This is a genomic window from Arthrobacter celericrescens, from assembly GCF_003614925.1.
GTDB classification, from domain to species: Bacteria; Actinomycetota; Actinomycetes; order Actinomycetales; family Micrococcaceae; genus Arthrobacter; species Arthrobacter celericrescens.
Genome location: NZ_QYLP01000023.1, coordinates 92304 through 115358, shown reverse-complemented (window position 1 = coordinate 115358; position 23055 = coordinate 92304). Strand labels below are relative to the sequence as shown.

Annotated in this window: 24 protein-coding genes and 2 pseudogenes; 13 read left to right on the top strand and 13 right to left on the bottom strand. The window is 66.8% G+C overall.

The window, feature by feature from the left end; genetic code table 11:
• The first annotated feature begins 124 nt into the window (after positions 1-124).
• The 6 genes from D3654_RS05615 to D3654_RS05590 all read left to right on the top strand — a co-directional run bounded on the left by D3654_RS05615 (position 125) and on the right by D3654_RS05590 (position 6002).
• Complete coding sequence (locus tag D3654_RS05615; protein ID WP_120520537.1) at positions 125-1879, top strand: CTP synthase; 1755 nt, start codon at positions 125-127, stop codon at positions 1877-1879.
• Positions 1880-1908: 29 nt separating this feature from the next.
• Entirely contained in the window at positions 1909-2571 is a 663-nt protein-coding gene (locus D3654_RS05610) for an NUDIX domain-containing protein (RefSeq protein WP_120520536.1), read from the top strand.
• A 2-nt stretch (positions 2572-2573) separates the two neighbouring features.
• The gene (gene xerD / locus D3654_RS05605) at positions 2574-3536 is read left to right on the top strand and encodes a site-specific tyrosine recombinase XerD (RefSeq protein WP_245413098.1); all 963 of its coding nucleotides are present in this window, start codon (positions 2574-2576) and stop codon (positions 3534-3536) included.
• Between the two features lie 103 nt (positions 3537-3639).
• Positions 3640-4143, top strand: a complete 504-nt coding sequence (locus D3654_RS05600) for an RNA polymerase sigma factor (RefSeq protein ID WP_120520535.1) — start codon at positions 3640-3642, stop codon at positions 4141-4143.
• A 2-nt stretch (positions 4144-4145) separates the two neighbouring features.
• Positions 4146-5492: a hypothetical protein gene (locus tag D3654_RS05595; protein WP_120520534.1), complete on the top strand. Its 1347-nt coding sequence runs from the start codon at positions 4146-4148 to the stop codon at positions 5490-5492.
• A gap of 30 nt (positions 5493-5522) precedes the next feature.
• Positions 5523-6002 (top strand): 8-oxo-dGTP diphosphatase, encoded by a 480-nt coding sequence (locus D3654_RS05590; protein WP_120520533.1) that lies wholly within the window; start codon positions 5523-5525, stop codon positions 6000-6002.
• A gap of 92 nt (positions 6003-6094) precedes the next feature.
• Here the strand turns inward: D3654_RS05590 and D3654_RS05585 are convergent, their stop codons facing one another.
• From D3654_RS05585 to D3654_RS20735, 6 genes and pseudogenes are all read right to left on the bottom strand, one after another.
• Positions 6095-7234 carry a bifunctional 2-methylcitrate synthase/citrate synthase gene (locus D3654_RS05585; protein WP_120520532.1) on the bottom strand — a complete coding sequence of 380 codons (1140 nt, stop codon included), beginning with the start codon at positions 7232-7234 and terminating at the stop codon, positions 6095-6097.
• 73 nt (positions 7235-7307) lie between these two features.
• Entirely contained in the window at positions 7308-8216 is a 909-nt protein-coding gene (prpB, locus tag D3654_RS05580; RefSeq protein WP_120520531.1) for a methylisocitrate lyase, read from the bottom strand.
• Positions 8217-9737: an MmgE/PrpD family protein gene (locus D3654_RS05575; protein WP_120520530.1), complete on the bottom strand. Its 1521-nt coding sequence runs from the start codon at positions 9735-9737 to the stop codon at positions 8217-8219.
• A 10-nt stretch (positions 9738-9747) separates the two neighbouring features.
• Positions 9748-10416, bottom strand: coding sequence for a GntR family transcriptional regulator (locus D3654_RS05570; protein ID WP_120520529.1), 669 nt, complete (start codon positions 10414-10416; stop codon positions 9748-9750).
• A 78-nt stretch (positions 10417-10494) separates the two neighbouring features.
• Entirely contained in the window at positions 10495-10740 is a 246-nt protein-coding gene (locus D3654_RS20740) for a hypothetical protein (protein ID WP_245413097.1), read from the bottom strand.
• A gap of 152 nt (positions 10741-10892) precedes the next feature.
• Positions 10893-11033 (bottom strand): annotated as a pseudogene (locus D3654_RS20735) (methyltransferase); the annotation flags it as partial.
• Here D3654_RS20735 and D3654_RS20915 point away from each other — a divergent pair.
• On the top strand, positions 11023-11151 hold the full coding sequence (locus D3654_RS20915) for a hypothetical protein (RefSeq protein ID WP_280960090.1): 129 nt from the start codon (positions 11023-11025) through the stop codon (positions 11149-11151). The pseudogene D3654_RS20735 and the gene D3654_RS20915 sit on opposite strands and share 11 nt — an antisense overlap.
• Positions 11152-11327: 176 nt before the next feature.
• On the opposite strand, the pseudogene D3654_RS20975 reads toward D3654_RS20915, so the two are convergent.
• The 4 genes and pseudogenes from D3654_RS20975 to D3654_RS05550 form a co-directional block, all read right to left on the bottom strand.
• Positions 11328-11576 (bottom strand): annotated as a pseudogene (locus tag D3654_RS20975) (transcriptional regulator); the annotation flags it as partial.
• Between the two features lie 146 nt (positions 11577-11722).
• Positions 11723-13258, bottom strand: a complete 1536-nt coding sequence (locus tag D3654_RS05560; protein WP_120520528.1) for a helix-turn-helix domain-containing protein — start codon at positions 13256-13258, stop codon at positions 11723-11725.
• 81 nt (positions 13259-13339) lie between these two features.
• Positions 13340-14050, bottom strand: a complete 711-nt coding sequence (locus D3654_RS05555) for a response regulator (RefSeq protein WP_120520527.1) — start codon at positions 14048-14050, stop codon at positions 13340-13342.
• A complete protein-coding gene (locus tag D3654_RS05550) occupies positions 14047-15771 on the bottom strand; it encodes a sensor histidine kinase (protein WP_120520526.1) in 1725 nt (574 codons plus the stop codon). The genes D3654_RS05555 and D3654_RS05550 overlap by 4 nt, the downstream gene beginning before the upstream one ends.
• Before the next feature lie 134 nt (positions 15772-15905).
• Between D3654_RS05550 and D3654_RS05545 the strand changes: the two genes are divergently transcribed.
• A complete protein-coding gene (locus D3654_RS05545) occupies positions 15906-17246 on the top strand; it encodes a cation:dicarboxylate symporter family transporter (RefSeq protein ID WP_120520525.1) in 1341 nt (446 codons plus the stop codon).
• 269 nt (positions 17247-17515) lie between these two features.
• Here the strand turns inward: D3654_RS05545 and D3654_RS05540 are convergent, their stop codons facing one another.
• Together D3654_RS05540 and D3654_RS05535 are read right to left on the bottom strand one after the other, a co-directional pair.
• The gene (locus tag D3654_RS05540; RefSeq protein ID WP_120520524.1) at positions 17516-18439 is read right to left on the bottom strand and encodes a hypothetical protein; all 924 of its coding nucleotides are present in this window, start codon (positions 18437-18439) and stop codon (positions 17516-17518) included.
• A complete protein-coding gene (locus tag D3654_RS05535) occupies positions 18439-19068 on the bottom strand; it encodes a DUF6318 family protein (protein ID WP_162943635.1) in 630 nt (209 codons plus the stop codon). The genes D3654_RS05540 and D3654_RS05535 overlap by 1 nt, the downstream gene beginning before the upstream one ends.
• Before the next feature lie 417 nt (positions 19069-19485).
• On the opposite strand from D3654_RS05535, the gene D3654_RS05525 reads away from it, so the two are divergent.
• Positions 19486-19842 (top strand): DUF6507 family protein, encoded by a 357-nt coding sequence (locus D3654_RS05525; protein ID WP_162943634.1) that lies wholly within the window; start codon positions 19486-19488, stop codon positions 19840-19842.
• 151 nt (positions 19843-19993) lie between these two features.
• Here the strand turns inward: D3654_RS05525 and D3654_RS20390 are convergent, their stop codons facing one another.
• Positions 19994-20482 carry a hypothetical protein gene (locus tag D3654_RS20390; RefSeq protein WP_162943633.1) on the bottom strand — a complete coding sequence of 163 codons (489 nt, stop codon included), beginning with the start codon at positions 20480-20482 and terminating at the stop codon, positions 19994-19996.
• A gap of 11 nt (positions 20483-20493) precedes the next feature.
• Here D3654_RS20390 and D3654_RS05520 point away from each other — a divergent pair, with 11 nt between their 5' ends.
• The 4 genes from D3654_RS05520 (at position 20494) to D3654_RS05510 (ending at position 23050) form a co-directional block, all read left to right on the top strand.
• On the top strand, positions 20494-21186 hold the full coding sequence (locus tag D3654_RS05520) for a hypothetical protein (RefSeq protein WP_120520520.1): 693 nt from the start codon (positions 20494-20496) through the stop codon (positions 21184-21186).
• A 10-nt stretch (positions 21187-21196) separates the two neighbouring features.
• Entirely contained in the window at positions 21197-21529 is a 333-nt protein-coding gene (locus tag D3654_RS20385) for a hypothetical protein (RefSeq protein WP_162943632.1), read from the top strand.
• 73 nt (positions 21530-21602) lie between these two features.
• Positions 21603-21980: a hypothetical protein gene (locus tag D3654_RS05515; RefSeq protein WP_162943631.1), complete on the top strand. Its 378-nt coding sequence runs from the start codon at positions 21603-21605 to the stop codon at positions 21978-21980.
• Positions 21981-22150: 170 nt separating this feature from the next.
• Positions 22151-23050, top strand: coding sequence for a ParA family protein (locus D3654_RS05510; RefSeq protein ID WP_120520518.1), 900 nt, complete (start codon positions 22151-22153; stop codon positions 23048-23050).
• Positions 23051-23055: the final 5 nt, after the last annotated feature.

Sequence of the window (23055 nt, the reverse complement as noted above, 5' to 3'; positions counted from 1 at the left end):
GCGGGGTCCTTCGCAGGGTCCCGGCCGGCAATTCCCGCGGGCAGGCTCTTGCCCGCGGGAGCCGCCGCGGGAGAGCATGGATCATTTGGGGAAACAAGCGGCGGAACCCTTGGAGGCGCAATTGATGATAAGCTCGAATTCCGTGGTGCAGCGATCTAATTCCCGTGTAAATTCCCGGTTCCCGGGCTCGTCCAAGACGACCAAACACATCTTCGTCACCGGCGGTGTGGCGTCCTCGCTCGGAAAGGGACTGACGGCGTCCAGCCTCGGCCACCTGCTGCGGGCACGCGGTCTGTCTGTAACTATGCAGAAGCTCGATCCCTACCTGAACGTGGATCCGGGCACGATGAACCCCTTCCAACACGGCGAAGTCTTCGTCACCGACGACGGCGCCGAGACCGACCTCGACATCGGACACTACGAGCGCTTCCTCGACGAGAACCTCGAGGGCTCGGCCAACGTCACAACAGGCCAGATCTACTCGACCGTTATCGCCAAGGAACGCCGCGGCGAATACCTCGGCGACACCGTGCAGGTCATCCCGCACATCACCGACGAGATCAAGCGCCGCATGCGCCTGCCTGCCGAAGGCAAGAACGCCCCGGACGTCATCATCACCGAAATCGGCGGCACCGTCGGCGACATCGAATCCCAGCCCTTCCTGGAATCGGCCCGCCAGGTCCGCCAGGACATCGGCCGCAACAACGCCTTCTTCCTGCACGTTTCCCTGGTGCCGTACATCGGCCCGTCCCAGGAACTGAAGACCAAGCCCACCCAGCACTCCGTGGCAGCCCTGCGCTCCATCGGCATCCAGCCCGAGGCGATCGTGATCCGTTCGGACCGCGAAGTCCCGGACGCGATGCGCGAGAAGATCGGCCGCATGTGCGATGTGGACGTGGACGCCGTGATCAACGCCGCGGACGCCCCGAGCATCTACGACATCCCCAAGACCCTGCACGCCCAGGGCCTGGACTCCTACATCGTGCGCGCCCTGGACCTGCCGTTCAAGGACGTGGACTGGAGCAAGTGGGACAAGCTGCTCGAAGCGGTCCACAACCCCAAGCACGAGGTCGAGGTGGCCCTGGTGGGCAAGTACATCGACCTGCCGGACGCCTACCTCTCCGTGACCGAAGCCCTGCGTGCCGGCGGTTTCGCCAACGAAGCCAAGGTCAAGATCCGCTGGGTCCCCTCCGACGAGTGCGAAACCCTCGAAGGCGCCAAGAAGTCCCTGGCCGGCGTGGACGCCATCTGCGTCCCGGGAGGCTTCGGCATCCGCGGCCTCGAAGGCAAGCTCGGCGCCCTGAAGTTCGCCCGCGAAACCCAGCTCCCGGTCCTGGGCCTGTGCCTGGGCCTGCAGTGCATGGTGATCGAGTACGCCCGCAACGTGGTCGGCCTCGAAGGTGCTTCCTCGTCCGAGTTCGAACCGGATTCGAAGTACCCGGTCATCGCCACCATGGAAGAGCAGCTGGACATCGTGGAGGGCAAGGGCGATCTCGGCGGCACCATGCGCCTGGGCCTCTACGAAGCCAAGCTGGACGAAGGCTCCGTCGTCGCCGAAACCTACGGCGCCACCGCGGTCAGCGAACGCCACCGCCACCGCTACGAGGTGAACAACAAGTACCGGGACCAGATCGCCGCCGAGGGCCTGGTGTTCTCCGGCACCTCCCCGGACGGCAAGCTGGTGGAGTTCGTCGAACTGCCCCGCGAAGTGCACCCGTACTACGTGGCCACGCAGGCCCACCCCGAGCTCAGCTCCCGCCCGACCCGCCCGCACCCGCTGTTCGCGGGCCTGGTGAAGGCCGCCCTGGACCGCCGCAGCGGTGCCGCGGAGGTTCCCGCAGCCAAGTCGGCAAGCAAAGCAACAGCAGCAGCAAAGTAGTTCATTCAGCACCCGCAAAGGACGGCGCGATGCCCGGCAGTTCCGAATCTTCCAGCAGTTCCCGGCAGTTTTCGGACACACCGAGCCCGCGCCGTCTTTTGTCGTCCAGCAAGGTCTACGAAGGCCGGATCTGGGACGTCGTCAGCGATGCATTCGAGCTCGCCGAGGACACCGGCACCCTGGTCCGCGACTACATCGACCACCCGGGTGCCGTTGCCGTCCTGCCCATGAACGACGACGGCGACATCCTCCTGCTCAAGCAGTACCGGCACCCGGTGGGCATGGACCTGTGGGAGATTCCCGCGGGCCTGCTCGACATCGAAGGCGAGGACTTCGTGGTCGGCGCGGCGCGCGAACTGGCGGAAGAAGCCGACCTCCAGGCCGCGGAATGGAACGTCCTGGCGGACTTCTTCAACTCACCCGGATCCTCCAGCGAAGCGATCCGGATCTACCTTGCCCGTGGCCTTTCCGACGTCCCGGAGGCCGAGCGCCACGTCCGCACGGACGAGGAGGCCGAGATCGAACTGGCCTGGGTCTCCCTGGACGACGCGGTCGCGGCCGTCCTGGAAGGCCGGCTGCACAACCCCTCGGCCGTCGTCGGGATCCTCGCCGCCGCGGCCGCACGCGCCGGCGGCTTCAGCGGACTGCGTCCCGGCAACGCTCCCTGGCCGGCCCACCCCAGCCAGCGCTGACCATGCAGCCGGGGGAGGACACCCGCGCGCCCACCGCCGTCGACCGGGCCGTCAGCGACTACCTGCAGCACCTGGGGGTCGAACGCGGCCTGGCCAGCAACACACTTTTCGCCTACCGGCGCGACCTGTCCCGCTACGCCAACTTCCTCGCCGCGGCCGGCGTCGACAAACCCGGCGGGGTCTCCCGGCATGACGTCACGGCCTTCGTGCAGGCACTCTCTGACGGGTCCGACGGCGCCGCCGCGCTCGGCGTGCGATCCGCCGCCAGGACTGTGGTTGCCGTGCGCGGCCTCCACAAGTTCTGGGCCCTGGAGGGAACCACGACGGGGGACCCCGCCAGCGATGTCCACCCGCCGATGCCCGGCAAGCGGCTGCCCAAGGCGATCAGCGTGGACGAGGTCACCCGGATCCTCGAAGCCGCCGGCACGGACACCCCCACAGGGCTGCGCGACCGCGCCCTGCTCGAGTTCCTCTACTCCACCGGCGCCCGCATCAGCGAAGCGGTGGGGCTCGACGTCGACGACGTCTCCCTCGAAAGCGGCTCCGACGGCCCCGCGATCGTGCGGCTGTTCGGCAAGGGCTCCAAGGAACGACTGGTGCCGCTTGGCTCCTACGGGGCACGCGCCGTGGGCGCCTACCTGGTGCGCGGCCGGCCCCTCCTTGCCGCCAAGGGCAAAGGCACGCCCGCCTTGTTCCTCAACGCGCGCGGCGGCCGGATCAGCCGGCAAAGCGCCTGGACCATCCTGAAAACCGCGGCGGACAAGGCCAACATCACCAAGGACGTCTCCCCGCACACCCTGCGCCACTCCTTCGCCACCCACCTGCTCGAAGGCGGCGCGGACGTCCGCGTGGTCCAGGAACTCCTCGGCCACGCCTCGGTGACCACCACCCAGGTGTACACGCTGGTCACGGCCGACACTCTCCGCGAAGTGTACGCAGCGGCGCACCCCCGCGCGCTGGGCTAGAAAACTCCCCGCTGAAAAATTCCTCCAAGCGATGTAAGAAACTGCTGTTCCCGGGACACTAAGTCATTAAAGTCAAGCCATCGAATCCGGGGGATCAGCAAAAATGTTGGCTGCCAGGGAGCACGAGTTCATCGCTCTGCATTCTCAGCACTTCACCCGCGTGTACCACTACATCGCGTACCGCATCAACGACCGGGCACGGGCGGAGGAGCTCGCCGCGGACGTCTTCCGCATTGTCTGGGAGAAACGGCTCGAGGAGCCGCCGGGCATCGGCTGGCTGATCGCCACCGCCCGGAACGTGCTGGGCAACGAGTACAAAGGCAGGCGCCGCCGGGAACAGCTCATCGAACGGCTGGCGGAGGAAGCCCGCACCCAGGGCGAAGCAGTAGAGGATGGCCAGCGCGCCGCCGTCGCCGATGTCCTGACGCGGCTGAACGACCGCGACCGGGAAGTGCTCATGCTCAGCTACTGGGACGACCTGAGCACCGCCGAACTGGCAGAAAGCCTCGAATGTTCACCCTCCGCCGCGGCCGTCCGGCTGCACCGCGCCCGGAAGGCCTTCGCGAAGGCCGCCCCCACCCACCTCATGACCGAACGGAAGGGCTAGCCATGGACCGCATCGAGCAACTCATGAAGGACGCCAAGCCGCGCGTCGCTGAACCGGACACCACGCCGGGAATCGACTCGGCCCGTTCAATCGTGTTCTCCACCGACCCGAATGTCGTCTCGCTGGCCGGGCGCAAGCCCGTGCGGCGCACCGCCCTGCGTACTGCCGCAGCCGGACTGGCGGCCGCGGCAGCCGTTGCGGCCGCCGTCGTGGTCGGCGGGACCTTGGTACAGCAGCCGGCTCCTGATCCGGCCACCACCGGAACTCCCTCGGTTTCGGCCAGCCCGACGCCGACCGCCACGCCCAGTCCCACGGCAACCCAGCCGGCCGGCCTGAGCACCAACGGCGTTGCGTGCACGCCTGCCAATATCGATCTGCGCCGCAGCACCCAGAACCCGGTGACGGAAGCGATTCCTGCAGCGGAGCAGAAGTACTACACCGTGCTCGGCTGCGCCGAAGGCTGGATCGCGTACGAAACCTCCGATGAGGGTGCCCGGGCGATGGGCCTCGACGGCGGCAACGCCTGGTACAACCTGGCCAGGCTGCAAGGGAACAAGCGCTTCCTCACGGACTTCCAGCAGGAATGGGCCGCCGTATTCACCTGGAAGTTCCACTCCCTGAACAACGATGTCTCGCAGAACGGCCAGGCCATGACGCCGCAGCAGGCCATGGACAAGGAATTCGCGGAGAAGGGCATCCCGGTGAACCTGCGGGAACAATTGGTGGGCAAGGGGCCGATGGCAGCGACACCCGACGGCGTGCCTTTGCCCAACGGGTACGTCAGCCCGGACGGCCGCGTGAGCTTCAGCTACCCGGCACAGTGGACTGTGCAGCCCAAGCCGGATGCCGCCCCGAACGCCGTGAACTTGACAGTGCATGATGCGTCCGGCAAGAAAGTCGCAGAACTGGCGTTCGGAAACCAAGGGGGTGGTCTCGGCGGTTCGTGCACAACTCCGGTGCCGTACACAGTGCTCGACTACGCCGAGGTCCAGCTGCCATACAACAAGGAGTTCACCAACAGCGTGACTCCGCGTTTCGCCTACCGGGTGATGGAAACCGGCAACGGTAAGGTCCTGGCGTCCTACGGGTTGACCAGCACCATTGGAGGGGCGGACGGCAAAGCCTGCCTGATTTATAACGTCGTCAACGGCCCGGAGCTGTCTCCCATATACATGTTTGCCAGCGGTGCCCAAATGCGCCCGGACCTCACGGACGCCGAGGCCGCGGACCAAGGCGTGCTGGTCTTCGACAGCATGGCCGAGGCCATCGAGTACCGGAACACCGAGGAATACCGGCTGGTCAAGGCCATGATTACCTCGTTGACGGTGGCGGAAAGGAACGTCGATTAGCTGGAGCGGCCGCGGCGATAGGGTAGGGGCATGCATTTCACGCCCGTCACCCTTTGCTTCCTGGTCCGGGACCTGCCCGACGGCGGCCGCGTCGTCCTGCTCGGGCAGAAGAAGACAGGATTCGGGGCCGGCAAGGTGGTGGGCCTGGGCGGGCACGTCGAGCCGGGGGAGAGCGACGCGGAAGCCGCCTGCCGCGAGGTCTTCGAAGAGTCCGGAGTGACGGTCCGCGAAGCGGACCTGGCGGACGCCGGCACGGTCCGGTTCGTGTTCCCCGCCCGTCCCGAATGGAACATGCGCACCCGGCTCTTCGTGGCCACGCGCTGGGACGGCGAACCGCAGGAAAGCCTGGAAATCGCGCCGGAGTGGTTCGCGGTGGATAACCTGCCGGTCGAGCGCATGTGGCAGGACGCCGAACACTGGCTGCCAATGGCCCTGGGCGGCACGGTCCTGGACATCGACGTCGTCCTCAACGACGACAACACCACGGTTAGCCACGTGACGCACCGCTGACCGAATTGACTGCGACGGCGAGTTGAATACGACGGCGGGCCGGCCACCCTCAGGTGACCGGCCCGCCGTCGTCGGTTCCGGAGACGTTCCCGTCAGGGAAGGTGCCGCTCGTCCATGCCGTTGTATTCGCTCAGCGGGCGGATCAGCGAGTTGGCCGTGAGCTGTTCCATGACGTGGGCGGTCCAGCCGGTGATGCGGCTGGCCACGAACAGGGGCGTGAACGTGGGGGTGTCGAAGCCCATCAGGTGGTACGTGGGCCCGGCCGGGTAGTCAAGGTTCGGCTTGATGCCCTTGGCCTCGTCCATGGCCTGCTCCAGGCCGTTGTAGAGCCCCAGCAGTTCGGGCCGGCCGTAGTGGGCGATCATCTTGTCCAGGGCGGCCTTCATGGTGGGCACCCGGGAATCGCCGTGCTTGTAGACCCGGTGCCCGAAGCCCATCACCTTCTTCTTGTGGGCCAGCGCGTCTTCCATCCAGGCCCTTGCCCGGGCCGCGGCTTCCTCCATGGACTCTTCGGTGCGGATGCCGATTTCGTCGAAGGTGTGCATCACGGCCTCGTTGGCGCCGCCGTGCAGCGGGCCCTTGAGGGCCCCGATGGCGGCCGTGACGGCCGAGTGCAAATCGGACAGGGTGGACGTGACCACGCGGGCGGTGAAGGTGGAGGCGTTGAAGGAGTGCTCGGCGTACAGGATCATCGAGACGTTGAAGGCCTCCACCACCTCGTCCACTGGGTCTTCGCCGAAGGCCATCCAGAGGAAGTTCGCCGAGTAACCCAGGTCATCGCGCGGTTCCACCACGTCCTGGCCGCGGCGGCGGCGTTGGTCGTAGGCGACGATCGCCGGCATCGCGGCCCACAGGTCGATGGCCTTCTTCAGGTTGGCCTCGGGCGAGGAGTCCTCGGCCAACGGGTGCCGGGCGCCCATCACGGAGGCGGCGGTGCGGCACACATCCATCGGGTGCGATTCCAGCGGCAGGACATCGACCACCTGCTTCACCACGGGATCCAGTGCGCGGCCGGCGCGCTCGCGGGCGCTGAACTCCGCGAGCTGGTCCGGCGTCGGAAGTTCGCCGTTCCACAGCAGGTAGGCGACTTCCTCGAAGCTGCATCGGGCGGCGAGCTCCTGAACGGGGTAGCCGCGGTACAGCAACGAGTTGGTGTCCGGGTTGACCTTGGAAATCGCGGTGTAGTCCACGACGACTCCGGCCAGCCCTTTCTTGATGTCTTCAGCAGCCATGCCGAACTCCTTCGTTCATCTCTGGCAGGGCACCGGCTGGTGCGCGGTCCCTGCGTGCCCTTCATGGATCCGGTTACCGGCGGGTGCCGGGAACCTGGAAGTTGAATACGCCGGTGTCGAAGTGGTTGTAGGCTTCGTAGTCCACCAGCTCGTAGAGCCGGGCGCGGGTGAGCATGTTTTCCACCTCTGCCTGCTGCGTCCCTGTTGCCTTGATCGTTTCCAGCGTACGCTCTGCAGCCCCCATCGCAATGCGCAGCAGCGTGACGGGGTAGATCACCATGTTCACGCCGACGTCCTGGAGCTGTTCCACCGTGAACAGCTCGCTTTTGCCGAACTCGGTCATGTTGGCCAGGATCGGAACCTCCACGGCGTCGCGGATGGCCTGGAACTCCTCCAGGGTGGCCATCGCTTCAGGGAAGATGGCGTCGGCGCCGGCTTCCACAAGGGCCTGGGCGCGTTCCTTCGCCGCCTCCAGTCCTTCCACCGCGCGGATGTCGGTGCGGGCCATGATGAGGAAGTCCGGGTCCCGGCGTGCGTCCGCGGCGGCGCGGATGCGCTTGGCCGCGGTGTCGATGTCCACCACGTTCTTGCCGTCCAGGTGGCCGCAGCGCTTCGGGTTGAACTGGTCCTCGATGTGGCAGCCGGCCAGGCCGGCGTTTTCCAGTTCCTGCACGGTGCGGGCCACGTTCATGGGCTCGCCGAAACCGGTGTCCGCGTCCACCAGGCAGGGCAGGTCGGTCATCCGGGCAATCTGCCCGGCCCGCTGGGCGACTTCGGTGAGTGTAGTCAGGCCGATGTCCGGCAGGCCGAGGTCGTTGGCCAGGACCGCCCCGGAGATGTAGACGCCGGGGAACCCCTTCTCCTCGATCAGCCGGGCCGAGAGCGGGTTGAAGGCTCCGGGGAACTGCAGGATCTCCTCGGACGCGAGCATGTCCCGCAGCCGGCGCCGCTTCTGCCCCGGAGTGGTGGTTGAGTACAGCATCTAGAACAGTCCCTTGGGTGCGTTGGCGGGGTCGATCACGCCGGGGGCGGCAGTGATGTTGAGCTGGTCCAGTTCGCCCGCGGCCAGTTCCGGGAGGCGTTCGACGGCGGCCAGGAACCGTTCGATTTCGGCGTCCTCCACCAGCCCGGCGGCCAGGGTGCGGAACTTGTTGACGTACTGCTCCCGGGCAAAGGGCCGGGCGCCGAGCGGATGGGCGTCGGCGACCGCGATCTCATCCGTAATCACCGTTCCGTCATTGAGGGTGATTTCCACGGTGCCGCCGAACGCCTTCTCGGCGATGTCCAGCGAGTGGTAGCGGCGGGTCCATTCCGGGTCCTCCACCGTGGAGACCTTGTGCCACAGCTCCACGGTGTCCGGACGGCCGGCCCGCTCGGGAGTGTAGGAGTCCACGTGGTGCCAGGCGCCGTCCTGCAGGGCCACGGTGAAGATGTACGGGATGGAGTGGTCCAAGGTCTCACGCGAGGCCGTGGGATCGTACTTCTGGGGGTCGTTGGCGCCGGAGCCGATCACGTAGTGGGTATGGTGGCTGGTCTTGATCAGCACCGAGGCCACGTTGGCCGGGTCCGTGGCTTCGGGGTGTTCCTTGTTCAGCTTGCGGGCCAGATCGATCCAGGCCTGCGCCTGGTACTCGGCGGAGTGCTCTTTGGTGTAGGTGTCCAGGATGGCGCGCTTGGCCTCGCCCTTCTCCGGCAGGGGCACTTCGTAGGAGGCGTCCGGGCCATCCAGCATCCAGGCGATCACTCCGTCCTCGCCTTCATAGATCGGCACAGGGGAGGTCTGGCCGCGCATCGCACGGTCCGCCGCTTCCACGGCCATCTTGCCGGCGAACGCGGGGGCGTGGGCCTTCCACGTGGAGATTTCGCCCTTGCGGGACTGCCGGGTGGCGGTGGTGGTGTGCAGGGCCTGGCCCACGGACTGGAAGATGGTCTCCACGTCCAGGCCCAGCAGGGTGCCGATGCCCGCGGCGGCGGACGGGCCCAGGTGGGCCACGTGGTCGATCTTGTGCTTGTGGAGGCAAATGGCCTTGACCAGGTTCACCTGGATTTCGTAGCCGGTGGCGATGCCCCGCACCAGGTCCGCGCCGGAGGCGCCCACGTGCTGGGCCACGGCCAGGATCGGCGGGATGTTGTCGCCCGGGTGCGAGTAGTCCGCGGCGAGGAAGGTGTCATGGTAGTCCAGCTCACGCACGGCCACGCCGTTGGCCCAGGCGGCCCATTCGGGGGAGACGTTCTCTTCGATGCCGAACACGCCCGCGCCCTTGCCGCCGCTGCTCGGGGCGTGCGTGAGTGCCTGGGCCCGGGCAGCGACGATCGGGGCACGGTTCAACGAGGCGACCGCCACCGAGGCGTTGTCGATGACACGGTTGATGATCATCTCCGTGACCTCGGGGGCCACCTCGACGGGGTCGGCGGCGACGACGGCGATCTTGTGGGCAAGCTGTTCCTCGCGGGGGAGGTTCTCTTCGCTCTTGTAGACACGGACGTGATGGCTCTTGACCAAGGTGGCTCCTTCAGGATGTGTGGCTGGCCTGGACGTTGCTGTTTTTGACGTTGCTGTTCTTGACGTGGGACAGGCTTCGGTGCAGGTGCAGGACGGTGGCGGCTTCGGCGAGTTTCGCGTTCCCGCCGGCAATGGCTTCGGCGATCGCCGCGTGTTCGGCCGCCGCGGCAGCCAGCCGGGCGGCGTCGTCGGCGGCGAGGCGCCGGACCCGGACCAGGTGGACGCGCAGGCTGCGCATGGCCTGGGCCAGGTAGGAATTGGAGATGGCGGCGTCGATGGCGTCGTCCAGCCTCGCCACCAGTGCGTAGTAGTCGTGGCGGGCGGGATCGTCGCCTTCGAGGAGCGCGGGAGCCTCAAGGAGTTCGGCGTGCAGCTGCTCGAAGACGCGGCGCTCGCCGCGTTCGGCCGCCAGCGCCGCTGCCCGCGCCTCAAGGGTTTCGCGCAGCTCGAACAGCTCGTCGATGTCCTCGAGCGAGATCGCGGTGACGACGACGCCGCGGCCGCCTGCCGCCGTCGTCAGGCCTTCCGCGGTGAGCCGGCCGAGCGCCTCCCGGACCGGGGTGCGCGAGACGCCCAGGCGTTCGGACTGTTCCACCTCGCCCAGGACGGTTCCGGGAGCGAGGCGCCATTCGAGGATGTCCTCGCGGAGGGCCGCGTAGGCCTTGTCGCTGGCTCGCATGGCGCCAGTGTATACACAGGCGGTGCATATCCGCTAGTAGTCGGCCTATCTGGCCTTCTATGTATACATGACTCAGGTTTAGCGCCTTGCGATGTAGTACGCGTTGAACGGATCGTCGTCCAGGTCCTGCACCGCGATGTCCCCGAATCCGGCGTCCTGCAGCATGCTGACTGCCAGTTGCCGGCCCCAGACTGTTCCGAGCCCGGCGCCGCCCTGGCCCAGGGATACGGCCATGCAGTGGAAGGTGGATATCGCGTACAGGAAGCTTCCCCAGGGGAGGGCAATGTTGTCTTCCAAGCGGCTGGAGGCGTTGATGTCGACCATGAGGAAGGTGCCGCCCGGAGTGAGGGCCGCGCGGATGTTGCGCAGGACGCGTGCCGGCTCGGCCTGGTCATGGATGGCGTCGAAGGCCGTGATGAGTCGAAGCGTTCTTCTACGTCGAGGGTGGCCACATCCAGCAGCTCGAAGCGGACGTTGGAGAGGCCGAGTCCGTCCGCCTCGGCCGTGGCCGCCGCCAGGGCGTCGGCGGAAAAGTCGTAGCCGGTGAACGTGCTGGCCGGGTTAGCCGCGGCGAGGAGGTTCAAGGCGTGGCCTTCCCCGCAGCCGATGTCGGCCACGGAAATCCCGGTGCGCAGCGGCCCGTCCTGGCCGCTCAGCGGAATGATGGCGTCCAGGAGCGCGGCGTCGTTCACCACGGCACTGTTGGCGGCCGTGATGTGGTGGAACCCGGGGTAGTCGTCGTAGCCAGTGCCGCCGCCTTCGCGGAAGGCGCGTTCGATCTTCGGGGCCACCTGGCCCAGCAGCGGGATGTACTGGACGGTCGGGGCGAGGTTTTCCGGGCCCTGGCCGCTGAGGACCTGCCGGTACTCTTCGCGCAGGAGGTACGTGCCGCCGTCGGGCTTGTACTGGACGAAACCGGCCGTCACCATCCCGCCGAGCCATTCGCGGACATAGCGTTCGTTGAGTCCGGCGGCGTCGGCGATGAGGGTGCTGGTGGCGGCGGGAAGCCGGGCGAGCGTGTCGAAGAGTCCCGTCTGGTATCCCACCCCGGTCAGCAGCGCGATGGCGCCGTCATTCAGGATGTCCAGCAGCCTGTCGGTTGCCCGCGCGACGGCGGCAGCAGCCGGTGCGCCGCCCTGCAGGATGTCCGTGGTGTCCATTTCGAATCCCGTCCTTTGCCTCCCGGCTGGACCGCCCGGTCCAGGTGTCCGTGGATTCACGGTATGGCGGGGGAGGTGGCGGCGGCATCGGGAATTTCAGGCATCTTTGGCGGGCCTGCCGGCCGCCTCTGGTGCGAAGCGTGCAGTCAGCCGGCGTGGACTTCGGGTACGCCGTGCCTGCGTGCCCAGGCGGCTGCCGCGGTGCGGGATTCGACGTCGATCTTGGCGAAGATGTTGGCCAAATGGCGTCCGACGGTCTTTTCGCTGATCGAGAGGGCCTCGGCGATCCGGCGGTTGCTCGCCCCGGCCAGCACGCAGCCGATCACCTCCAGTTCGCGCGGCGTCAGCCCGCCGGGACCCGGAGCCTGGCTGCCGCTTCCGGCGCTCGCCGTTCCGGTCCCGAGCCGGGCGCGGATGGCCGCCGCGGTGGCCCGCTCGGCGTCGGCGGTCCCGAGGTCTCCCAAGGCCGCCCGGACGGCCGCCAGCCGCTGGTGGACCGCGGCGAGCTCGTAGCGCAGCCGCTGGGACCGGTACAGCGCGGCCGCGGCCTCGAACTCCTCCGCCGCCGTCGCCGGATGCCCCTCGGCCGCCAGGACGATGCCGCGCGCGTGGCGTGCCCAGGCCTTGAAACCGGCCGTGCCGTAGAAGGCGGCCGCGGCCTCCAGTTCGTCGCAATACACCGCCGCCGCGGCGGGTGACCGCTCAGCCAGGAGTTCGACGGCGGGCAGCAGCAGCCGGACCCGGCCCAAGGGGCCGCGTTCGGCCATCGCCGCCCGCAGCGCGGCAAGCGCCTCGTCGCTCCGTCCGGTGTCCGCAAGAAGCAGCGCCGAACCGGGTTCGGCGTCCCCGCCCAGCGCGCGGGCGAAGCCGAACGCCCGGCCGGCGCCCTCGCGGTCACCCTGCCTGCGCCGGACTTCGCCGAGTTCGTAGTAGGCGTCGCCGGCGATCCACGCGTGGGCGTACCGCAACCGTTCGCCGAGCGCGGCCATGTCCTGTTCCACGGCGTCCCACGCCCCTTCGGCACTGAGGAACTGGAGCTGGTGGACGCGGACAATCGCGGAGAACATGAAGGTCCGGGAGAGTTCGGCGCACCAGCGGGCCAAGGCGTCGGTCCAGGCCCGCATGCGCGCGTAATCCGCGGTCTCGTGGCAGAGGTGGATCACTGAGCAGTAGATATCGCCGCCCCATTCCGCCGGCACCTGGCCGGCCAGGACGGGGAGCATCGCCTCGTCCAGTTCCCGGAACCCGGTGGCGGCGTCGCCCGTCCGGATGGACCCGAGTCCCGACAACACCCCGGCGAAGCTTGCCAGCTCGGGGGCCTCCAGCCGTCCGGCGAGTTCCCGCAGGCGGACGGAGCCGGCGAGCGCCGGGCCGGGATCGCCGTCGAGGTTCATCGCGTCATTGCCTTCGACGCACAGCAGGTAGCCGTGCTCCACGGATTCGGGCAGTGTGTCCAGGAGCCGCCGTGCCCTGCCCAGCCAGGCAGCGGACACCGCGAGGTCGCCGCGGGTGCCCCATTGGAGGGCCAGGGTCAGGGCCGTCCGGGCGGCTTCGTGCGGTTTCCGCTCGCGTTCGAGCCGGGCGAAGAGCTGTTCGGACAGGGCCATGGATTGCTGGAGTTCGCCCAGCCACCACCGGGACCGGGCGAGCTCTGCCAGCTCCGTGCTTCCCGGCTGCGACATGTGCCCTCCCAAGCTCGGAATCAGCTTACGTCTGGAGCGGACCGGGGAGGAGCCCTTCACGCCTGCTGCGCGTACTGGAGCTCAGCCGCGGGCCCAGCGGTATTCGTTCTCCGGCCGTCCCGGCGTTCCGTAACGGGGGCTGCGGACCACCACTCCGGCGTCGGCCAGGTATTCGAGGTAGCGGCGGGCCGTGACCCGGGACATGCCCAGGGCCTCGGTGGCCTCGTTCGCCGAGACGGCCCGGCCGAGCCCGGCCAGGTACTCCTTCACGGATTCGAGCGTGCCGGTGGACAGCCCCTTGGGCAACGGCACCTCGGTGGGCGCGCGGAGGCTGGCGAAGGCCTGGTCGACGTCGCTCTGGGACGCGGCACTCCGGGTCCCCGGGGCGGTGGCGGCCAGCTGCTCCCGGAACGCCCGGTAGCTGCGCAGCTTGTCCGCGAAGGTGGCGAAGGTGAAGGGCTTGATGAGGTACTGGACCACGCCGATGGACACGGCGCTGCGCACGATGTTGACCTCGCGTACCGCGGTGATGGCGATGATGTCCGCCAGCAGCCCGGCGCCGTGCATCCTGCGCGCCACGTCCAGTCCGTGCAGGTCCGGCAGGTTCATGTCCAGCAACACCAGGTCCACCGGATGCCCGGCGGCGGCAAAATCGTTGAGCAGGCGCAGCGCCGACTGGCCGTCCGGTGCGGTGCCCGCGACGGTGAAACCCTCCAGCCTGCCCACGTAGACGGCATGGGCATCGGCAGCGATGGGCTCGTCCTCGACGACGAGCACACGGATGTCGTTCATTCGGTTTCCTTTGTGGGGTCCGGGGCGGCCGGGTCCGGTGCCGGCAGCACCACGCGGAACAGTGCGCCCTTCAATGCGGCACCGCCCAGGGCCGCTCCGCCGGAGTCGTCCGGAGCGTCGGCAGCGCCGATGGACAGCGTACCGTCCAGGCGCTTCACGGCCTGCCGCACCAGCGCGAGCCCGACGCCGCGGCCGCCCGGCGCGGGAGCGCCACCGCCGGGACCGCCGTCGTGCACGCCGGATGCTTTCGTGCTGAAGCCGTACTCGAGGATGTCCCCGGCGATGGCCGGGTCGATCCCGGGGCCGGAATCGGCCACCGTGAAGGTGACGGCGTCCGGAGTCGTGGCGATCGTGAGCGAAACCTTCCGCGGCGGGGGAGCGGCAGCGGCGGCGTCGAGCGCGTTGTCCAGCAGGTTCCCCAGGATGGTTACCAGGTCCTGCACCGCCAGGCCGTGCAGGCCGTCGGCGCCGGAAACGTGCACGGTGAGCTCTGCCCCGCGTTCGTGGGCTTCCGCGGACTTGCCCATGATGAGCGCGCTGAGCACCGGCTCGTCCACCGAGGCCACGATGTCGTCGGTCAGCCGCTGGCTCAGCTCGAGGTCCTTGGTGGCGAAATCGAGGGCGTCGTCCGTGCGGCCCAACTCCATGAGGGACACGATGGTGTGCAGCCGGTTGGCGTGCTCGTGGGTCTGTGCCCGCAGCGCCCCGGAGAGAGTCCGCATGGTTTCCAGTTCGCTGCCGAGCGATTCGATTTCGGTGCGGTCCCGCAGGGTGGCCACCGTGCCGAAGACAGGGTTGCGGCCGCCAGGACGGCCAGGCCCGACGGCGGGGGCCTGGTTGACCACCAGGATCCGGGAGTCGCTGAGGTGGATTTCGTCATGGGCGGTGCGGCCGGATTCGAACAGTGCGCGCAGGCTGGCGTCCAGGGGCAGCTCCGCAAGGCGCGGCGCGGCACCAGCTGACGGGCCGACGTCGGACGGTTCCAGTCCCAGCAGCTCCGCCGCCTGGTCGTTGTACATGACCACAGTGCCCCGGGTGTCGATGAGCACCACGCCTTCGCGGACCGAATGCAGCACGGACTCGTAGTAGGCGAACAACTGCGCGAGCTGCTCCGGCCCCCAGCCCCGGGTGACCGAACGCAGGTAGCGGCCCAGGAACCAAGACGCCAGCGAGCCCGCGGCGAGCAGCGCGAGGCAGAGCGCGATGATCGCCCCGAAGCGGCCCGACGCCGCGATGTCCACGTTGCGCACCGTCACGCCGGCGGCCACCAGCGCGCGGACCGTGCCGGCGCTGTCCCTGACCGGGACGATCGTCCGCACGGACGGGCCAAGGGTTCCGGCGGTGACTTCCGTGAAGGTTTCGCCGCGCAGCGCCGGTTCTATGGTGCCGATGTACGGCCTGCCGATCTCCGCCGGATTGGCGTGCGTCCAGCGCGTGCGGTCCGGCGCCATGATCGTGATGAAGTCGACGCCGGCATCCGCCATGACCTTCGCCGCGTACGGCTGCAAGGTAGTCGGGGGCTCCGGCGACCCAGCCGCGGAAAGCACCAGGGGATTTGCGGCGACGGCGGCCGCGACGGTCTGCATGCGGCGCCCGGCGTCGTCGTACGTCCGCTGCCGGGCGTCGATGATGGCCGCCGTTCCCAGCACAACGCTGAGCACCAGGACGAACAGCACGTTGGCCACGAACAAGCGGCGGGCAATGCTCCAGCGCCGGATCATGCGCACCTCCAATGACCAATATGACCACAACGGTGATCCGCGTCACCCCCGGCTCCATGATGGATGTCACACCACCGGCGCAGGAATGCAGTACAGATGCCGCAGCGCCTCCAGAGTATCCAAAGGAGCATGCCATGACCTCTCAACGAGGAGAGATTGCCAGCGGGAAGACCGGGCGCAAGGGCCTGGACAAGTCCCACTACCTGTACATCGCCGTCATCGCGGCCGTCGTGCTCGGCGCCGTTGTCGGCCTGCTGTTCCCCGAGGTGGGCAAGTCGCTGAAGCCCCTGGGCGAGGGCTTCATCAAGCTCATCAAGATGATGATCGCCCCGGTCATCTTCTGCACCATCGTCCTCGGCATCGGCTCGATCGCCAAGGCGGCCACCGTCGGAAAGGTCGGCGGTCTCGCGCTGGGCTACTTCGTGCTCATGTCCACCTTCGCGCTCGGCATCGGCCTGGTGGTCGGCAACCTGATCCACCCGGGGGAGGGCCTCAAGCTCACGGCCTATGACCCCACCAAGAAAGCCGAGGTGGACAGCACCGTCGCGTTCCTGCTGGGCATCATTCCGGGCGACATCCCCGTGCTGCCCACGCTGCTCGCCGCGATCCTCGTCGGTTTCGCCCTGCAGAAGATGGGTGCCCAGGGCGCCCCGATCCTCAAGGCCGTCCAGCATGGCCAGGCCCTCGTGTTCCGCATCCTCATCATGATCATGTGGCTGGCCCCGGTGGGCGCCTTCGGTGCGATCGCCGCAGTCGTCGGCGCCACCGGTGTCCAGGCGATCCTGAGCATGTTCACCCTCATGGCGGCGTTCTACATCACCTGCGCACTCTTCATCGTGGTCATCCTCGGCGGGCTCCTACGCATCGTTGCCGGCGTCAGCATCTTCCAGCTCATGAAGTACCTGGCCCGCGAATACCTGCTCATCTTCTCCACCTCCTCCTCGGAGGCCGCCCTCCCGCGCCTCATTGCGAAGATGGAGCACCTGGGTGTCTCCAAGCCGGTCGTCGGCGTCACCGTTCCCACCGGCTACTCCTTCAACCTCGATGGCACCGCGATCTACCTGACCATGGCCTCCCTGTTCGTGGCCAACGCGATGGGCACCCCGCTGGACCTCGGCGCCCAGATTTCCCTGCTGGTCTTCATGATCATCGCCTCCAAGGGTGCTGCCGGTGTCACCGGCGCCGGCCTGGCCACCCTGGCCGCCGGCCTGCAGGCCCACAAGCCGGAACTGCTCGGCGGCGTCGGCATGATCGTCGGCATCGACCGCTTCATGTCCGAGGCCCGTGCCCTGACCAACTTCACCGGCAACGCCGTGGCCACCGTGCTGATCGGTACCTGGGTCAAGGAGATCGACCGGCAGCAGGTCAGCAGCGTCCTCTCCGGCGCTGTTCCCTTCGACGAGACCACGATGATCAGCCACCACGCTGAGCCTGAGGTGAGGGAAGCGGCGGCGAAGGAAGCAGTGCCTGCCTGACGTTTCCGCAGGCCAACGGCGCATAAGGCAGGCTCCCCGGGTGGGGAGCCTGCCTTTTGCTTGTGGACTGAAATCCCCGACGGCGGCACGGACCACTGGTGTGTCCGTGAAGTTATCCACAGCTTTGCCTTTTGCGGTGGCGTGGTATTGGGGATGAGCCATATTCCGCCCCCGAGATGTTGGCGACCCGCCCAAATTTGAGGGGGTTGACAACATCTCCGGGGGCGGAGCGGGACGAACCAGGGGATTCGACCACCGGAAGCCTGTCCTTATTTGCCGTTGGTGTCCGTCTCTTCGGTCCCGGCGCAGGCCCATCCCTGTGGGTTCTCAAGGCAGTTTTCGGCGGCAAGGTGGGTTTCGGTGCGCCACACACTCATGGGAACGGGAGGGCTGTTGACCTGGGCGGTTCCGATTATCGGGATCCAGGGCCCGCCGTCGACCGAGTATTCGCCTGTATAGGTGGTGGTGACCGAGATGTTGTAGTCGCCGGTCCCGGCGTAGACGTGGCTGGTGCGGGTTTCGGAGTCGAGTTCGGCCTGGTCCGGGCGGAGCGGCCCGCCCTGGATGGTGAGCGTTTTTGCGGTGCCGTCGCCGTAGTTCCAAGCGAACGACGACGGGTGGGCGCGGACGCTGATGACCTTGCCTGCGAGGCGGGGAGAGAATCCCTGATCGTCGACTTCAGCATAGACGTTCGTATAGGCGCCCTTGAGCGTGTGGCGTCCGGGCTGGGTGACAATCTTCGCGGGTTTCAGGGGCAGGGAGCGGAATTCAGTGATGCTGAACGCCGGGCGGGCTGGACCTGCAGGGCGGTCAGTGGGATCACCTGGGTAGACACATGCATTGTCTTGGAAAAGCTGCCAGGTTGGTGAGTCCCTGCGCCTATACTCCCAGCTGACGACGTATCCGCCAGGCTTCTCGGTGCACCGACTATTGAGCCAACCACAGTGGATACCAAGCGGGTTAGTGTCACCGGACGTGCAGATTCGTTGGCTTCTGAATATGAACTCCGGATCCCCGACATTGATTTGATTTACTACATCGGTCGCCTTGTTTTGCGGGACGTCCTTGGTGGCATCGGCTGTGGCGGCACCCCCAACCAGCCCACCTTCGTCAGCGGCATGTGCTGGCGTAGCCAAGGCGAGCAGGAGCAAGGCGATTCCGAATACACCGGAAATGACGCCCGGGAGTTTCATCAGGAACCCCCAGGAAGGCCGAAGTCTGCTACTCGCCAAGCACCGTTCTGGAAGCGTGAGTACAGGACGTAGATGTTCTTTTCTCCTGCATCCGCAGTGTGGGATTCCAACACCTTTCCGGTTTTGTCATACTTCGCCCTGGAGCTTTGCGAGATTCGCATCAGGGGACCATAGGTATCGTTGATGTCCGGGCGAAAGGAGTCGGAATAGGATTTGATGGCGAGTTCTCCGCCGACAAACCAGCCGCCCGACTTGTAAGTTTCCGGGACGCCCTTTTGAATGTTTGCGCACGTTTCGCACCCTGAAGCGGTGAGCTTGTTGACGGGGCCGTAGTCGCCGGTGGTGAAACCATAATTCATCAGGCTCAGCCAGTAGTCAGCGAATACCCGGAGGCCTTCCTTGGTCTCCTTCGTCGCCGCCTCCGGCAACTCCGGCACGGGGATGTTCCGTGCGGGGCCAGCGGATGACGCCGGGGTCGGCTTCGAGGCGTCCGGGGTCGGGGATGCTTTAGAGGCCGTCGGGCTTGGCGACGACGAGGGAGTCGAAGGCCCCTGGCACCCGGTCAGCGCAAGCAGCAAGGCGATGGAAACAGCCGCAATGGGCGCAGGACGGTGCAGTTTGAGAGTCACGTGGACATCCCCCGAGTCGGTGTGGCTGTGGCGCTGAGGCCCGTTCCCGCCCGATTTTACAGAAGTTGTCACACCGTGTCTGAGTTATCCACAGAAGTGACGGCCGGGGAGCGGCCGGCACAGATGTCCCCAGCTCCGGCGCGTGCGTCACCGCGGATTCGAAGCGCAGAAGAGGCTTCCGCATCCATTTGTTTGATGCCGCCTTGAAATTTCCGATGGAAGTTCGACGTCAAGTGGCGGGACCGCGAGTAAAGCCGTATCGACGGTTCGCTCACCGAAGTTATCCACAGCTTCGGAGTATCGGCTGGCAACGTTCCGGCAGCTCCGGCAGGGTGGTTGTTGTGCCGGCCGCAAGCCGCGGCGGCACGGCCTGGCGCACGCGCTGGGTTGACGACCGTCCGGGGGAGCAGCGTCATCGTGAATAGCGCGTGGAGTATCGACGTTCCATCGAGCAGGGCTGTGATTGCCGCGGCGAGGGCGTCGATGGCGGGCCTCGACGATGAGCTGACAGCCTTGGACCAAGCGGTGCAGGGGATCTTCCAGTCGGTGCCTGCTGCCGTGGTGCAGGAGTCATTTGCCGAGGTCATGACGCAGGGCGTGGAACCGGACGTGCGGGGGATGTTTTCGGGCAGTAATGCGGCGTTGCGCGGCGCGTCCGAAGCTCTTTCGCACTACGAAGCGGGTGATCTTGCGATGGCTGCGACGGCGATGCGGAGTGCGGCGTGGGTGGTGCCGTCGCGTGGCCACCGGGAACCGGTGAACCCGGATGAGTGAGACCGGTGGTGGGGCGATTGCGCCGGTGATCGGGACGTGCGAAGCCGCAGGCGGTGCGTCCGGGATCAACCTTGACGGTCTTCCGCCGCTTCCCGACGTCGAGGCGTTGGAGCGCCAGGCACGGACCTTGTCCTCGATGGGGACCCGGCTTTCAAGCGGTGCAGGTGATGCGGCCAGGCGATGGGCCGGACTGGCAGGCTCGTATCAGGCACCCGAAGCGGACGTTGTCCTCTCCGGGTTCGGGCCGGTGGTTGCGCGGGCGGACGGGGCGGCCGCTTTGCTTGCTTCCGTGGCCGCTGCGCTGAACCGTTACGCCGGGCGTTCCCGCGGCTTGCGGGACAGGCTGGCTGAGCTTCGGGGGTCGGTGGCAGCCCTCGACGCGTTGATCCTGGGCAATGACGACTGGCAATCCAAACACTCGATCCTGAACCAGCACCGTGATACCTACAACCAGGTCAGTGCGCTCGCCCAGGAGATCTTCAATTCGGATGCGGACTGCGCGAATGAGCTCCGTGGGCTTATTGGTGGCGGGAAGGTTTCTGCCCCGGTGGTCCGTGAGTTGGAGATCGGGGCGTCCAAGGACCCGTTCTCGAACGTGCTCAGCCATGTCCGGCATTTCTTTGGCGGTGACGAGGAACATCCTGATCAGTCTTGGGGGCCGCCGACGCCGTCGATGCGGTTGCCGGGCGGCTGGGCGGTTGGACAGGGCGCGTGTCGGCAGTTCTTGGTTCGGTCCAGGGTTCGTACACGTTGCTTGGCACGAGTGATGTGGACGAGCAGCGGCAGGCCTGGCAAGGACTGGGTGCATTGGGGTTTGCCGGGGTCAGGACGTCGTTGGCGGTCCAGCGGGGGTTGCGCAATGTTTCGGTCGATGACCTGAGCGCCATCATGACCGTCGCTGAGGCCGGCAAGTCCGCGTTGCGCATTGGCAAGTGGGAGAACGACTTCGCGTTCTCGGCGGGTTCAGTCGGCTTTGATGTTGGTTCGCTGCTCGTTGGTGGCGGCGCGGTTGTGAAGGGCGGCAGCCTCGGCGCGAAAGCCGGAGCGCTGGCTGACGACGCCGCGTCGGCCAGTTCCGGTCTTGTTAAAAGTTTGGACGATGTTGCTTCGCTACGCGGAGCTACTGCAGGAGAGATTCGCGACCTCATTCCTGAAGGATGGGTCGAGAGGGCGTTGAAGAAGGGGGACGGCGTGAGGTTCTTGAATCCTAAACGTCCCGGCGAGTCTATTGCGATTGAAAACGGATGGCCGGGACAGCTGACCCGTTGCATTCTGGTCCGTATCTCAAGATCAGCCGAGATGGCACCATTGAGCGTATCCCCTTGCGGGGAAATCCCGTCCTAGGAGACTGACTGTGAACGATGCGAAGGCGATTCTTTGGTTGGCGATCGAGGATTACTCGGGCCTGTGGGAAGCAGCTTGGCAGCTCCAGGCTGACCACCCGGACTTCGACTCGACTCAAACCGCGAAGAGAGCCAAGTCCGTAGTGAATGAGCTCCTTGAACGCGGTTTTGTGCGTTTGTATCGTTGCCAGGAACCCTACGGAGAACTTTCGGTCATTGATAACGGGCAAGTTCCCGAAGTCCTGGCCGAACCTGCGAACTGGAACGAGCCTGGACCTGAGTCCATATCAATCCGGTTTAGTGCAACGCCGGCCGGTGAAGAGGCAATTCGCTCTTGGGCGTAGGAAATGCGTGACGGTTCCAGGAAGCCCTGCCATGGGTATTCAGAGGCCAGAGGTACGTGGCAGAGGGTTCACCTTGATGACTGAGGAATGGCCGGAGCGATCCCTGGTGGAGGATGTTTTGGCGCATGCGGCTGAGGACTGGGTTGTTCCGGCTCTGCTGCTGACTGTCGTGCGGGATGCTTGCGGCGTCAAAGATCCGCACGCGCTTCGGGACATGGCCGTCGGGCTGTTGGCGCGTTTGGTCGCTGATGGCCTGGTTGTCATCGGGGATGTCCGCGGCACCCACGTGCCTTGGAACTGCAGGCCGGAGGAGGCCGTTCTGCGCGTGGCTCAGGAGTGGGCCCTGCGTGAGGACCCGTTTGTCATGCCTGGAGAACTCTTTTGGTTGGACGCAACCCCGGCCGGTGAGGCCATCGGGAAAGCTGTGTGGGCCCGGGAAGCCGAAGCGTGAGGTCTTCCCGCCGAGGGTGATTTCCCGGGTGCAGATCCCAACCTTCGACCTCAACCAGAAGGTAAAGGCTCAAATTGCGCGCAATGTCAAGGTTCATGGAATGCCGTGTCGGGGACTGTAACCTTGCTTGGGAGCAGTCATTGACCGTCGTGGAGAGAGTGGATAAAGACGTGAGCAGCGAACGGGGCACAACTACGCTGGAAGGCACGGATTTCGATCTGGACGATGCCGTCATGGGACCCACCGGCCGTCCGTACCGCGAGTTCCCCGAACCCGCGCCGCTGGACTCCCATGGCCCTGCCCGGGTCATCGCGATGGTCAACCAGAAGGGCGGCGTCGGCAAGACCACGTCCACCATCAACCTCGCCGCCGCGCTCGCCGAATACGGCCGCCGCGTGCTGCTGGTCGACTTCGACCCCCAGGGTGCCCTGTCCGCCGGCCTCGGCGCGAACCCGCACGAGCTCGACCTCACCGTCTACAACGTCCTGATGGACCGCAAGGTTGACATCCGCGAGGCCATCCAGCAGACCGGCGTCGACGGCGTTGATCTGCTGCCCGCCAACATCGATCTCTCCGCCGCTGAAGTCCAGCTCGTCAACGAGGTGGCCCGCGAGCAGGTCCTGGACCGCGCGCTGAAGAGCATCGAAGACGACTACGACGTGGTCCTCATCGACTGCCAGCCGTCGCTCGGCCTGCTGACCGTCAACGCGCTCACCGCGGCACACGGCGTCATCATCCCGCTGATCTGCGAGTTCTTCGCCCTGCGAGCCGTGGCGCTGCTGGTGGAAACCATCGAAAAGGTCCAGGACCGCCTCAACCCGCGCCTGCAGGTGGACGGCGTGCTGGCCACGATGTTCGACGCCCGCACCCTGCACAGCCGCGAAGTCATCGCCCGCCTCGTGGAAGCCTTCGGGGACAAGGTCTTCGAAACGGTCATCAAGCGCTCCATCAAGTTCGCCGACGCCACCGTCGCCGCGGAGCCGATCACCAGCTACGCGGGCAACCACACCGGCGCCGACGCCTACCGCAGCCTGGCCAGGGAACTGATCCTGCGCGGCGGCGCGCCCTAAGACAC

Excerpts from the sequence above, each read along its gene's own strand:
- D3654_RS05615 (WP_120520537.1), top strand. The coding sequence starts at position 125 with ATGATAAGCTCGAATTCCGTGGTGCAGCGATCTAATTCCCGTGTAAAT.
- D3654_RS05610 (WP_120520536.1), top strand. The coding sequence starts at position 1,909 with ATGCCCGGCAGTTCCGAATCTTCCAGCAGTTCCCGGCAGTTTTCGGAC.
- xerD (WP_245413098.1), top strand. The coding sequence starts at position 2,574 with ATGCAGCCGGGGGAGGACACCCGCGCGCCCACCGCCGTCGACCGGGCC.
- D3654_RS05600 (WP_120520535.1), top strand. The coding sequence starts at position 3,640 with ATGTTGGCTGCCAGGGAGCACGAGTTCATCGCTCTGCATTCTCAGCAC.
- D3654_RS05595 (WP_120520534.1), top strand. The coding sequence starts at position 4,146 with ATGGACCGCATCGAGCAACTCATGAAGGACGCCAAGCCGCGCGTCGCT.
- D3654_RS05590 (WP_120520533.1), top strand. The coding sequence starts at position 5,523 with ATGCATTTCACGCCCGTCACCCTTTGCTTCCTGGTCCGGGACCTGCCC.
- D3654_RS05585 (WP_120520532.1), bottom strand. The coding sequence starts at position 7,234 with ATGGCTGCTGAAGACATCAAGAAAGGGCTGGCCGGAGTCGTCGTGGAC.
- prpB (WP_120520531.1), bottom strand. The coding sequence starts at position 8,216 with ATGCTGTACTCAACCACCACTCCGGGGCAGAAGCGGCGCCGGCTGCGG.
- D3654_RS05570 (WP_120520529.1), bottom strand. The coding sequence starts at position 10,416 with ATGCGAGCCAGCGACAAGGCCTACGCGGCCCTCCGCGAGGACATCCTC.
- D3654_RS20740 (WP_245413097.1), bottom strand. The coding sequence starts at position 10,740 with ATGGTCGACATCAACGCCTCCAGCCGCTTGGAAGACAACATTGCCCTC.
- D3654_RS20915 (WP_280960090.1), top strand. The coding sequence starts at position 11,023 with ATGTCGGCCACGGAAATCCCGGTGCGCAGCGGCCCGTCCTGGCCGCTC.
- D3654_RS05560 (WP_120520528.1), bottom strand. The coding sequence starts at position 13,258 with ATGTCGCAGCCGGGAAGCACGGAGCTGGCAGAGCTCGCCCGGTCCCGG.
- D3654_RS05555 (WP_120520527.1), bottom strand. The coding sequence starts at position 14,050 with ATGAACGACATCCGTGTGCTCGTCGTCGAGGACGAGCCCATCGCTGCC.
- D3654_RS05550 (WP_120520526.1), bottom strand. The coding sequence starts at position 15,771 with ATGATCCGGCGCTGGAGCATTGCCCGCCGCTTGTTCGTGGCCAACGTG.
- D3654_RS05545 (WP_120520525.1), top strand. The coding sequence starts at position 15,906 with ATGACCTCTCAACGAGGAGAGATTGCCAGCGGGAAGACCGGGCGCAAG.
- D3654_RS05540 (WP_120520524.1), bottom strand. The coding sequence starts at position 18,439 with ATGAAACTCCCGGGCGTCATTTCCGGTGTATTCGGAATCGCCTTGCTC.
- D3654_RS20390 (WP_162943633.1), bottom strand. The coding sequence starts at position 20,482 with ATGTTCCTCGTCACCGCCAAAGAAATGCCGGACATGGCTGAGCACGTT.